Origin of the sequence: Indibacter alkaliphilus LW1 (genome assembly GCF_000295935.2) — a bacterium.
In the GTDB taxonomy this organism is placed as follows: domain Bacteria; phylum Bacteroidota; class Bacteroidia; order Cytophagales; family Cyclobacteriaceae; genus Indibacter; species Indibacter alkaliphilus.
Genome location: NZ_ALWO02000033.1, coordinates 145085 through 158622, shown reverse-complemented (window position 1 = coordinate 158622; position 13538 = coordinate 145085). Strand labels below are relative to the sequence as shown.

The 13538-nt window shown below is 41.1% G+C and carries 8 protein-coding genes; all 8 read left to right on the top strand.

All coding sequences use genetic code 11. From position 1 onward, the window contains the following. The first annotated feature begins 4 nt into the window (after window positions 1-4). The gene (locus A33Q_RS21550) at window positions 5-2083 is read left to right on the top strand and encodes an ATP-binding protein (protein ID WP_009033977.1); all 2079 of its coding nucleotides are present in this window, start codon (window positions 5-7) and stop codon (window positions 2081-2083) included. Beyond that, window positions 2080-3243, top strand: coding sequence for an FIST signal transduction protein (locus A33Q_RS10770; protein ID WP_009033976.1), 1164 nt, complete (start codon window positions 2080-2082; stop codon window positions 3241-3243). The genes A33Q_RS21550 and A33Q_RS10770 overlap by 4 nt, the downstream gene beginning before the upstream one ends. A gap of 4 nt (window positions 3244-3247) precedes the next feature. Next, a complete protein-coding gene (locus tag A33Q_RS10765) occupies window positions 3248-4387 on the top strand; it encodes an FIST signal transduction protein (protein ID WP_009033975.1) in 1140 nt (379 codons plus the stop codon). A 227-nt stretch (window positions 4388-4614) separates the two neighbouring features. Further along, window positions 4615-5721, top strand: coding sequence for a sensor histidine kinase (locus A33Q_RS10760; RefSeq protein WP_009033974.1), 1107 nt, complete (start codon window positions 4615-4617; stop codon window positions 5719-5721). Window positions 5722-5889: 168 nt separating this feature from the next. Then, window positions 5890-6321, top strand: a complete 432-nt coding sequence (locus tag A33Q_RS10755; RefSeq protein WP_009033973.1) for a hypothetical protein — start codon at window positions 5890-5892, stop codon at window positions 6319-6321. A gap of 336 nt (window positions 6322-6657) precedes the next feature. Further along, a complete protein-coding gene (locus tag A33Q_RS21545) occupies window positions 6658-10317 on the top strand; it encodes a two-component regulator propeller domain-containing protein (RefSeq protein WP_016255094.1) in 3660 nt (1219 codons plus the stop codon). 61 nt (window positions 10318-10378) lie between these two features. Further along, a complete protein-coding gene (locus A33Q_RS10745) occupies window positions 10379-11740 on the top strand; it encodes a sensor histidine kinase (RefSeq protein WP_009033971.1) in 1362 nt (453 codons plus the stop codon). A 21-nt stretch (window positions 11741-11761) separates the two neighbouring features. Further along, window positions 11762-13531, top strand: a complete 1770-nt coding sequence (locus A33Q_RS10740) for a patatin-like phospholipase family protein (protein WP_009033970.1) — start codon at window positions 11762-11764, stop codon at window positions 13529-13531. The last annotated feature ends 7 nt before the right edge of the window (window positions 13532-13538 follow it).

Sequence of the window (13538 nt, the reverse complement as noted above, 5' to 3'; positions counted from 1 at the left end):
GTCTATGAAAATTTTTAAAATCAATATCATTCTGTTTTTCATCCTGACTAATTCATTGATGGTGTTGGGTCAAAAAAATCCATACTGGCAAGAACCTACAGCAGCTGAAGCCGACAGTCTCAAGATTTTGCTTCAATCCACTGAAAATGATTCAGTAAAGATGTATATCAACTGGCAACTAGGTTGGTTTTATCAGGAAAGAAACCGTTATACTGCTTTCGAATATTTTACAGCACAATTACTACAGGCTAAAAACCTGAAACAAAAAATATGGGAAGCTGGCGCATTAAACCAGCTAGGTTATATTTCAAGTTTGAGTCAAAATTATCCGGGGGCATTAAATTACCTTCTCGCAGCCCGTGAAATTGCCTCAGATCCTAATTCCAGTTTGAACATGTGGGGAGTTCATTTACTGACTGATGATGGTATTGCAAACAGTGCTCGGTTGACAATCCTATTAGATAACATCAACCATTTCGGAGTACTTAATTATTTCGTTGGCAATTTTGAAAAAGCCATTGCCTACTATCAAGAAGCGGCCGAATTGAATTCAGTCATTCAGGATGAAGTAATGTTTGTATTGCTGCATATGAACAAAGGGGAATCTTATTTTCCCTTGGGGAAAAATGATCTGGCAAAAACCGAATTAAGAACCGCACTTGATTACTCACAGTCTTCCGGTTATGATAAATACAGAGGACTTATTTACTGGGATATCGGCAAGATCTATGAAAAAGAAAATAATTATAGAGAAGCAAAAAAGTATTATGAATTGAGTGTAGCTACCAATATCGAATCTGATAGTCCTGATTTTCTTGGAGAGGCATATCTGGCTTTGGCTAATTTATATATAAAGAAAAGTTCACTTGACTCAGGTTATCAGTCAGCCCATAATGGCCTATCAACATACATGCTCATAAACGATTCAGTAGGCCTCATGAATTCGTATTCAACTCTTGCTGCAGTATTTGATGCACGGGGTCAAATTGATAGCGCCTATTACTATATGAAAAAAGAAACGGCGCTTAAATCGGCAATGAACAGGGAAGAAAGAGTAAAAGAATTCCAAGTTCTGGGGCTAAATGAGCAGTTAAGGCTTAATGAAATGGAAACCGAAAAGGTATTGCTTCAGAGTCGCATACGGATGTATGGGCTGGCCGCCGGAATCGGTGTATTGTTTTTAATAAGTATGATTATCTATAGAAACAACATCCGACAAAAAAAGAACAAAGCTATTATTGAAAAATCCTATGAAAACCTCAAATCTACCCAAGCCCAACTCGTCCAACAAGAAAAACTTGCCTCTCTAGGCCAGCTCACAGCAGGAATTGCCCATGAGATCAAGAACCCACTGAACTTTGTCAATAATTTTTCGGAAGTGAGTTTGGAATTGGTTGAAGAGATACAAGACATAAGACGCAAGACACAAGATGTGAATCTGAGTGGTGAAGAGGATGAGATTTTGGAGGATATAAAAGGAAACTTGAAGAAAATACATGAGCATGGTTCGCGGGCAAATGGCATTGTGACCTCGATGTTACAACATTCCAGATGTGGTTCAGGGAAAATGGAACCTACAGATCTCAATGCCTTGATCAAGGAATATGTCAATTTATCATTTCATGGAATGCGGGCAGGAAAGAACCCGATCGATGTGGATATAGAATTAGATCTGGATCCTGAATTGGGCAACGTCCCACTGATCAAAGAGGATTTTACCCGGGTAATCATCAACCTGTGTAATAATGCCTTTGATGCCATGCGGGGGAAAAAGTACGAAGTACAAAGTACCAAGAACAATGATGGGGAAATTGATAATGGAATCTATGTGCCAAAATTGAGGGTGTCCACTTTTCTAGATAATGGTAAGGTTAGATTGTCCATTGAGGACAATGGGCCAGGGATACCCGATGAAATCAAAGACAAAATCCTGCAACCTTTTTTTACCACGAAGAAAGGCACGGAAGGAACGGGGCTAGGCCTGAGCATTACGCATGATATTGTGAAGGCGCACGGGGGAGAATTGTCAATTAATTCAACTTCGGGAGCTGGTTCAACATTCATAATTACGCTAAAACCATGAAAGCAAAATCAATCAAAGGAAAGTCAACGGAAGAAATCAAAACGGCACTCGCTCAAAGTATGGCCGATGGATTCAAGCCTACCCTCGGTTTTATTTTCGTGCCCACTCACTTTCAATACAATGGCATCGTAGATATACTTGATGAACACAACATCGCCATTTTCGGGGCTAATACGCCCGATAAGTTTACTGATCAGGGCATGGAAAATGAACTAGCTACCATTCTTTTATTAGATCTAGACCCCACATTTTTCCGAATTGTTATAGAATCACTTCCTGTAAGTGATTATGAAGCTGGAGTAAATACAGCCCGGAAAATTGGCCAAACCGGATGTTCACAGTTCAAAAGGCCAGCCTTTATATTATCCGTAGCCCAGGCCGAAGTGCCCGGTGAAGCTTTGGCGGAAGGGTTTTTGTCGGGCGCCGGTGATGATGCAAAAGTTATAGGAGGGTTTTCGGGTGGAAAACCATATTGGTCGGATCATGCCGTTTTTACCAATAAGGAACAAAGTCAGCAAGGCCTAATATGCCTCATCGTTGATCAGGACCAAGTAGAAGTTCATGGGCTTGCGGTCTCCGGATGGAAACCCGTTGGAACTCCGAAAACGGTTACCCGCAGTGAAGGTAACTGGGTGTATACCATCGACGACGAACCAGCATTGGATGTTCTTTTACGTTTTACCGGTGCAAAAGTCGATATGAATGAAAGCGATGATCTGCTGATGCAAATCGGAACGTATCCATTGCAGGTTATCGGGAACGAAGGAAGCCCGGCCATGAAGCCTCCTCTTATGTTTAACAAGGAGACCGGTGCTGTATTGTGTGGTGGTCAAATTCCTGAAGGGGCAAAAATCCGATTTTCCCTGCCCCCTGATTTCGATATAGTTGAAACTGTTATTGATAGTGCCCGTGATGTGAAAGAACAGGTGTTACCAGAGGCCGACGCTTTACTCGTTTTTTCCTGTATAGGGCGACAAATGTCCCTAGGACCCATGATCGAAGACGAGATCAATGGGCTGAATGAAGTTTGGAAAGTACCGATGATCGGTTATTTCAGTCTCGGAGAGTTTGGCGCAACAAAGGGAGGCAAAGCCACTTTTCAGGGCACCACCTGTAGCTGGGTAACACTTAAAGAAAATAATTTTACCAAAAAACATTGAAGTTATGAAAGCAAAATCAATAAAAGGTAAATCAACGGCAGAAATCAAAACGGCCCTCGCTGAAAGTATGGCAGATGGTTTTAAGCCCACCCTTGCTATCGTGTTCCTGTCTGTAGCACAAGACCGCAATGCAATTTGCAGGTTGCTTGACGAAGCAGGAATCGCCGTCTTTGGCTCTACCACCAATGGGGAGTTTATTGATGAAGAGACTGAATCAGGTGCTGCGGCCATCCTTCTGCTGGATATGAAAAAAGAACATTTCAGAATCCATACAGCGAAATTTCAGAACAACAACTATCGGGAAACATCAACATCCATCGCCTTGAAAGCCAAAGAGGACTTTGAAAAAGTTGCTTTCCTTTTGGCAGTCAGCAATGCCGCAACTGATGGTGAAGAAGTGTTGCTGGGACTTCAGGAAATCGCGGGTGAAGAGGTAAATGCATTTGGTGGAGCTGCCGGTGATGACTTGTCTTTTGATAAAACATTTGTTTTTACAAACGATTGGGAAAGCGATCATGGGATGGTATGTATTGCTATTGATGAAGAGAAAGTATTGGTCGCAGGCATCGCCACTTGTGGCTGGAAAGCCATGGGGACCGAAAAAACGGTAACCAAAAGCAAAGGGAATCATGTGTTCACTATTGATAATGAACCGGCACTTGATGTAACTACCAAATATGGGGGACTTGAAAATATCACACCGGACAACAAAGATTTATTATTGGAACTCGCTACCAATTTCCCTTTGCAATTGCAGCGTAAAAAAGGTGACCCAGTGATGCGCCCTGGCCTGGTCGTAGACTGGTCTGACCACTCATTTTACACAAGCGGTACGGTTCCGCAAGGATCAAAAGTACGGTTTTCCCTGCCACCCGATTGGGATGTGATGGAAAAGGTGGTCGAAGGTGTACAAAATCTCAAAGAAACCGAAATGCCAGAAGCAGATGCCCTGGTGGTGTTCAGTTGCGGCGGCAGGTTGCTATCATTTGGCCCGATGATGAACGCAGAAATTGAAGGGGTTAATAAGGTTTGGAATGTGCCGATGGCAGGCATGTTTTCCTATGCGGAACTCGGAAGAATGGCCGGAGGAAATTTGGAAATGCACAATCTTACTACCTGTTGTGTGGCGCTGAAGGAGAAGTGAAGTGGTGGTTATTGATGGTCATTTGTGGTAATTTATAGTCATTGAGGGTCATTACCTATAAATACCGCGAAGCAAATGACCAAAAATGATGCGCATAGCACTAATAACCACCAATGACAGCGAAGCTAATAACGCGCGATGGGCAAATGACAACCAATGACGCGAAGCAAAATCACGCGAAGCTAATGACGCCAAAGGCAAATCACGCAGAGCAAAATGACAAATAAATGAACGCAAACCTTCAAAATATCCTAGACACCCTTCCACAGATAGAGAACCTTTCTGAAGAAGAGAAAGCCGCCATCACCAAATCGTTGAAGGATGCGGATAAAGAGTTAACTATTTTGGAATTCAAACTGGATCGGACGGAAAAAGTAAAGCGTACCACTGCCATTTTACTTGAAGAAACCATCGAGGAGCTGGAGCACAAAAGGCAAGCCATTGAAGAGAGCAATCTGGCCCTGCAAAAATCGCTTGAGGATTTAAAATCTGCTCAGGATCAATTAATCCAACAGGAAAAACTTGCCTCCCTCGGTCAACTGACAGCAGGCATCGCCCATGAGATCAAGAATCCGCTGAATTTTGTCAATAACTTTTCGGAAGTGAGTTTGGAATTGGTTGAAGAGATACAAGACATAAGACGCAAGACACAAGATGTGAATCTGAGAGGTGAAGAGGATGAGATTTTGGAGGATATAAAAGGAAACTTGCAGAAAATTCATGAACACGGTTCGCGTGCCAATGGCATCGTCACCTCCATGCTGCAGCACTCACGGGGAGGGTCGGGGAAAAAAGAACCTACAGATCTCAATGCGCTGATCAAGGAATATGTCAACCTGAGTTTTCACGGGATGCGGGCAGGGAAGAATCCGATTGATGTAGAATTGAAATTTGAATTGGATGAATCCATCGGTAATGTACCGTTGGTGTCGGAAGACTTTTCGCGGGTAATCGTGAATCTCTGTAATAATGCCTTTGATGCCATGCGGGGGATAAAGTACGAAGTACAAAGCCTGCCTGCCGGCAAGGCAGGTACCAAGTACAATGATGGGGAAATTGTTGGTGAAAACTATGTTCCAAAATTGAGGGTGTCCACTATTCTCGAAAATGGTAGGGTTCAGGTATCTTTTAAGGACAACGGCCCCGGTATCCCGGATGAGATCAAGGACAAAATCCTTCAGCCTTTTTTTACCACTAAAAAGGGTACGGAGGGAACGGGGCTTGGCCTTAGTATTACCAACGATATTATCAAAGCCCATGGGGGCGTGTTGGAAATTGAATCATCCAAGGATATTGGATCAAATTTTATAATCAAACTTCCCAGTAGTCCATGATTATAAGGAGTATTCATCACCTACTTTAATTGACTTATAAATTACATTTTACATGATTTAAAACAATTTGTTTAAGTATATTTATGATAATCAAGACAATAGCTTTTCCCAATATTTCATCATTAATGAAAGATCATCCAATCCATCCTTAACCTAAATACACAGATTATGTACTTCAAAAAAAAATTAGTTTTCGTATTGCTAAGTCCCCTTCTATTCTTTTCTGGTCAAGACTTCCAAAATACCAGTGACCTCTTTCTAGCTCAAACGGATCAGGGTAGAACGGAATATAGAGTAGTAGTTAAAGTTATAGGCGATGAATGGAGGGTTGTTTTAGAAGGTGATGATTCTAAAAGTGATGTCAGACTGAGAAGAGGAGATCGTATTCGTTGGGTAGTGGAAGGCTCTGATGCTTCTTTTGCTTTTCCCGACTCACGTATTTTTGGTCATGAAACAAGAGAAGTAAGGGCGGGCAATCCACTTGTCATGGCTGTATCAGCAAATAGTCCAAAAGGTACTTTTGCCTATTCTGTATTTATTCACGAATCTATGACATATGCAAGGGGACAGTCACCACCTAGAATTATTGTCACAAACTGAACAGTAGAACTCATTCGGTTGGGTATTTCTGACCGGGTAAGTTTAAATTTTATTCCAATATACAGAAAGTGAGAGCGAAAAATGTCTTGTTGAAAATATCTATGCTCCAATCTTAATAATATGCTTGCTAAAAAAATAGCATTCAGAAATAGGTCCAAAGTTGATGTAAATAAATGTACATTTTCAACTCTGGGCCTATTTTGCTTTCTGATATTTACTCTGTCTTGTAAAGATGGTATTAAAACAGAAACTCCGATAAATACAAAACTAAAAACGCTTACCCACCCTACTATTATATTTCTAGATAGCCTCAGCGATTCTATTCAACCCCGTAAGGTGTTTCTCCATGAATTTCAACATCCTGTTCCAAGAAATATCCCACGAAATCAGCAGGAAAAATACATTTATCGAGATGAGGAAAATCAAATCAGGATTATTTCCTCTCCTATTATAATCCAAAGACCTTACCTCAAAAACGAAAAGGGTGAACCTGTTTTAGACCCAAAAGGAGATTATTACTATTTCGGAGATGGCGGCGTTTCCCATTTTTCAACATTCACCACTGACGATGGGTTGGCTTTGGATAACATTACATCTTCAATACTGGACAGTTCAGGAAACTTATGGTTTGGCACATGGGGTGGAGGGATTTCTAAGTTTGATGGTACATCCTTTACCAGTTTCACCACCGCTCATGGACTTTCCAACAATTTGGTTCATTGTCTGGCAGAGGATGCAAATGGCAACATTTGGATTGGTACGGAAGGAGGTGGACTATCCATTTATGATGGATTTTCTTTCTCTACTAAAACCAAGTCCGACGGGTTGGCCAATAATGTGGTTTATGGAATTTCACCAGACAGCAAAGGAAATATTTGGATAGCAGCAGGCAATGGTGGCGCATCTAAATATGATGGCGTTGATTTCATCAATTTCAATAAAGAAAATGGTTTGCAAGCCAATTCAATTATAAAAATTGTAGAAGACAAAAATGGTTTTGTCTGGTTTGGCTCAGGTGATAATGGGGTTTTTAGGTTTGACGGTAGCAAATTCCTGCATTTCACTCTAGAAGATGGCTTGGCCGAAAATCCAATTCATTGTATTACCCAAGATCAAGCGGGAAACATTTGGTTTGGTACAGATGGTGGCGGGGTTTTTAAGTATCGAGATAATGTTGATTTGACAAAAAAAGGATACTTCGAAAAGTTCACCGTAGCAGAGGGACTTGGTCACAATGATGTTTGGGATATCAAGGAAGACTTAAAAGGAGATATTTGGTTTGCTACAGGCGGAAATGGAGTTTCGAAATTTGATGGTAAAAAATTCACCAGCTATACCACAGCTCAAGGGTTGCCCGAAGATGTGGTTTATAGTATTTCAATAGATGGATCAGGAAATATCTGGTTTGGAACAGCCGGAGGAGGTGTTGCCCTTTACAATGGCGCTGCTTTCACCAACTTCACCCCAGATGTTGGCTTGGCTAATAATGGGGTATATGGTATTCTTGAGGACAAAGACGGCAACTTATGGTTTGGAACAGATGGCGGAGGAGTTTCAAAATACGATGGCAAATCATTTACAAATTATACCACAGATCAGGGACTCCCCCATCCACTGATAATCAGTGCTATTAAAGACAAAAAAGATCAGCTTTGGTTTGGGACAGGCGGTGGTGGCCTGGCACTTTACAAGGAAGTGTCTCCCGGCAATAAAAAAGCAAGCTTTACCACTTTCAATACCCAACATGGTTTGCAAAACGAGATCATTTATGCCATAACAGAAGATAGGTTTGGCAACCTTTGGTTAGGTACAGGGGGTGGCGGTTTGGTCAAATTTGATTGGAACACATTGCCTGAAAGTGAGGCAGGATTTACTGCTTACACTACAGATCAGGGTTTGGCCAATAATTATATCTACAGCATCCTAGAAGACAGTAAAGGGAATATTTGGATAGGTACAGGTGGAGGAGGTATTTCCAAATTTGATGGTAAATCCTTCACCAACTACACCACTGAACATGGACTTTCAAATGATATTGTTTGGAGCATATTAGAAGATAAAACAGGTAATTTATGGTTTGCCACCCAAGGCGGCGGGGTATCAAGATTTGACGGACAATCTTTCCAAGCCATAACGACAAGAGAGGGACTGATTGATGATACAGTCTATGATTTATTAGAAGATGAAACCGGAAACGTATTCATAGGTACCAATAGGGGCTATACTGTAGTTCCGGCACATGTAGTCCCCCTTTCTTTCGAAGGAATGAGAGGGAAATTAGAATATTACAATACTTCTAATGGGTTTCCTATTAAAGATGTCAACAAAGGAATTTTTTTGGACAGTAAAGGGAATATTTGGGCTGGAAATGGGAGTGATAAAACAGGGTTGGTAAAAATGAATTACAGAGCTTTGAGAAAAAAGAAAGAAAAGCCGCAGATCAAAATTAAAAGCATCAGCATTTATGAAAAGCCTATCAGTTGGATGTCATTGCACAGTAATTCCGACGTAAAAAATGTCAATAGTAATTCAAAAGTCAGTGAATTCCTTGCTGATGAAGTTCGGGTATTCGGGAGGGAACTCACTGCTGAGGAGCGAGAATCACAAATTAAAGAATACTCCAAAGTTCAATATTCAGAAATTGGAAGGTTTGAAAATTTCCCTAAAAATCTAACCCTACCATATACCCAAAATCAGATTGCGATAGATTTTGGTACAGATGAGTTGGTCAGGCCCAACTTAATGGAGTACAGGTATATTCTAGAAGGGTATAACAAAGAGTGGAGTCCTTCTATCAGGAAAACCAGTGCCACTTTCGGGAATATCAGAGAGGGGAATTATGTATTTAAAGTTATTGCGAGATATACAGGGCCATCAGAAGGAGACGGAAAAGAATGGTCTGAAGAAGCAGTTTACGCATTTTCTGTTCTTCCCCCTGTACACAGAACCTGGTTGGCATATCTCATTTACTTCATCATTTTCTTAATGGCCATCAAATGGATACATGTTTATCAGAAAAACAAAACAATCCGCAAAGAAAGAGAACGGTCCCGACAGAAGGAGTTGGAACAAGCCAAAGAAATAGAAAAAGCTTACAAAGAACTACAGAGAACCCAAGCCCAACTTATCCAATCTGAAAAGATGGCATCACTAGGAGAACTCACCGCCGGCATTGCTCATGAGATTCAGAACCCGCTGAATTTTGTGAATAATTTTTCTGAGGTGAGTGCGGAGTTGATAGATGAGATACGGGAAGCGAGAAGCGAGAGACGAGAGGCTAATAAGGGGAAGCGAGAGATGAGAGACAAGAATCAAGTGGGCGAAAGTGAAGAATTGGAGGATGAGATATTGGAGGATATCAAGCAAAATCTGGAGAAAATCCAGCATCATGGCAAGCGAGCCGACTTGATTGTCAAAGGAATGCTCGAGCACAGCAAGACTGGTTCCGGGGTCAAAGAACAGACCGACATCAATACCTTGGCGGAAGAATACCTGAAAATTGCCTATCAGAGTTTTATGAACAAAAACAAGGATTTTACAGGAACAACCCAAAATGATTTTGACCCCACCTTACCAAAAATTGAGATTGTAAGACAGGATATCGGCAGGGTGCTGCTCAATTTGATCAACAACGCATTTTATGCTTGTGCTGAGCAAAAGGGCCAACTTTCCCAAAGTTCTGAACTTTGGGAAAGTTTTCAGCCACTAGTCACCGTCTCCACCAAAAATCTTGGCGATAAAATTCAAATCACGATCTCGGATAACGGTCCCGGCATCCCCGATTCCATCAAAGACAAAATCTTCCAGCCATTTTTCACTACCAAGCCTACTGGTCAGGGGACTGGATTGGGTTTGAGCCTGAGCTATGATATTGTGAAGGCGCATGGAGGCAACATAAAAGTAGACAGTTTTGCGGAAAGTGATGGAGATGATTCAAATGAGAAAAAACAAACTTTCACATGTTTTTCTATCACTCTTCCAAAAATGCTAGACTAACTCGCATTAATTTAGTTACTTAACCTATTCATTCTTATCCAGCACTAAATTTCAATAGCAAATGGGCTTAGAAAACATCATTACTATTGTTCTTCTTTATTATCTCCATAGAAATGCCAAGGATGCCCAGGTTTCCGCAGAATGGAAAAAATATATCTGGTTCGGGTTTATTGGAGCCATTCTTTTGTTAATTCTAGGAAGCTCTAGTTTGATTCCACTTTGGCTGACTTCCATCTTAAGTTTGACCTTGGTGGGTGGTGTAGCATACCTAGTCTTGAATTTTGAAGAATTTCAGAAGACTAAACCCCTGTTTTTTGCGGTCATTCCTTTGATTGCAATCTCGGTTTTGGGAGATTTCTTGGAGTCTATCAATAAGTCCTGGTATAATAGTGTGGAAACCGTTTTTGATGTAGCCTCATTTTTTGCTTTTGTCTGGGCTATAGTGATGTATTTCACTTACAGAAAGCAAAGAAAAATCAGGGAAGCTGAAAGGTTGGTGGCGATAGAAAGAGAGAGAGAATTCGAAATCACCCAAAAGATCAAAAAGCAATTAGAGAAGGATGTAGCTGAAAGAACTGAAGCTTTGATGCACCAAAAGGAGGAACTGGAAAAAACACTTGCAGAGCTGAAAGCCACTCAAAGCCAGTTGATACATGCCGAAAAAATGGCAAGTTTGGGAGAGCTTACTGCTGGAATTGCCCATGAAATTCAAAATCCATTGAATTTTGTCAATAATTTCGCTGAAGTAAGTACTGAGTTGATTGAAGAGATGGAGGAAGAGTTGGCTAAAGGAGATTTAGAAGAGGTCAAAGCTATATTTGAAGACTTGAAGTTGAACATGGGGAAAATCAATCACCATGGGAAAAGAGCAGATGGGATTGTCAAGGGTATGCTACAGCACAGCAGAAACAGTCAAAGTGATAAGGAACTGACTGATATCAATGCACTGGCAGATGAGTTTCTAAGACTTTCTTACCATGGGCTTCGGGCCAAGGACAAGTCTTTCAATGCCAATTTTTCCACAGACTTTGAAAAAGATCTGCCCAAAGTAAAAGTTGTTCCACAGGATCTTGGAAGGGTGTTTCTCAATCTTGTCAACAATGCTTTTTATGCCTGTGCAGAAAGGAAAAAGAAAGAAGGTGAATCTTCTGATTACAAGCCCGAAGTGAAAATAGGTACCAGGACAAAAGAAAAGTACGTGGAAATCACAGTTTCTGACAATGGGGAAGGAATTCCTGATCACATTAAAGAAAAGATTTTCCAACCCTTTTTCACCACAAAACCTACGGGTCAGGGCACTGGACTGGGCTTGTCTCTGAGCTATGACATCATCAAAGCACATGGAGGAGATTTTAGAGTGAAAAGTAACAGGGAAGAGGGGACCGTTTTTATTATTAGACTACCTTTTTTAGAAAATTCATAATAACTTATACAAAAATCAATCATGGAACCCACATACAATTTTGATGACCACTTTAAAAAGCTTCTCAAAAACCTCTTCGGGGATATGGATGAGGCTTTGTTGAAGCAGATTTTTGAATCCGGTAAAAAGACCGAGTTAAATTCAGGGGACTACCTTTTCAAACAGGGCGATGGTAACAATGAGCTCTTTATTGTGCTATCAGGAAGGTTGAGAGCCTTGAACCAAGATAGCGCGGGAACAGCGATTCTTGGTGATATAGGTGCCGGTGAGCCGGTAGGAGAGATTGCCCTTTTCACCAATGAACCTAGGATGGCATCAATTGTTGCTATGAGAAAATCTTTGGTACTTGAAATCAGCCAGGAAATGTATGGGGAAATTGTCAGGAATAATCCTGGCTTTGCAGCATCATTGACAAGATTTGTGATCAATAGGCTGAGAAGAAATCTTCTTCAACAAAACCTTCAAGCTGCTCCATCCAACATTGCTTTGATCAATATGCATGACAGTAATCCTGTCGGAGAGCTTGCAGAAGGTCTTAAGGAGTTTTTGGGTAAGGATTTTATTTCCACCAAAGTTTTCCACAAGGAAAAGTATGGCCCAGACGGATTAACAGAAGAACTGGAGAATCACAAAGGAGTCAATCTGATGCTTTGCAGTGGCAAAGATCAAGCTTGGACCAAGCAATGTCTGCTTCATGCAGATTTGATTGTATTGCTTGCTGATGCGGAAGCTGATCCAAGTTTGCACCCGGTAGAAGAATCGCAAGAATTGTATGGAGATTCAGTTCTAAACAAAAAGACCTATTTGGTACTGCTTCACGATGAAGATAGCAAGTCACCGAGAGGAACCATCAAATGGCTGGAACCTAGAAATGTGAACTTGCACATTCACGTCAGAAAAACGAATGCAAAAGACCTTAGAAGGCTTTGCAGGATCATTACCAATAGAGCGGTTGGGTTGGTTTTGGGAGGTAGTGGCATCAAAGGTTACGCTCATGTAGGCGCAGTCAAAGCTTTGCTCAAATCAGGAATGGAAATAGATTTTGTAGGAGGCACCAGCGCAGGTGCGCTTTACGGAATGGCCATGACCTATGCAGATTTCGATTTTGAAAAAGTGGATACCATCTGTAGGCAATCAGTGGAAAATGAAGAAGGTATCAATGACTTTTTCCTGAATTTCTTTTCCAAAGACTCTGAAAAGGATATTGCCGGTTTTGTAGAAAATATTTTCAAAGATACCCAACTGGAAGATTTTTGGATCAATTCCTATTGTGTTTCTACCAGTATTTCCAACTCCGAAGTGAGGGTACATACCAAAGGCCCAGTCTGGAAGCAGGTTCAGGCGAGTTTCGCTTTACCTGGGATTTTCCCTCCTGTTGTCATAGACAATCAGGTTTATGTAGATGGGGGAGTCTCTGACAACATCCCTGTGGATCCCATGTATAGATACCCGATCAAGCATATTGTTGCGATTTCTTTGACAGGTTCTGAGCCTCAAAAGGTAGAAGCCAAAGATGTTTCTTCAGCTTGGTCACAGTTGAAGGAGACTTTTGCCAAAAAGAAGAAATACGATAGCCCTGCCCTTACCTCGGTGATGGTCAATTCTATGACTTTTAATAGCAGGCAAAAAGAGGAAATTACCAAATCAAAGGTTTCTTTATATTTTGAAATGAATTTGGGGGCGGTAAGTTTGTTGGATGACAGCAAATGGGAAAAAGTAGTCAAAAAAGGATATGATCAAACCCGGGATTTTTTGACTGAGCTAAAAGAAGAAGAGAAATTTTGGAGTTAAAAATGCT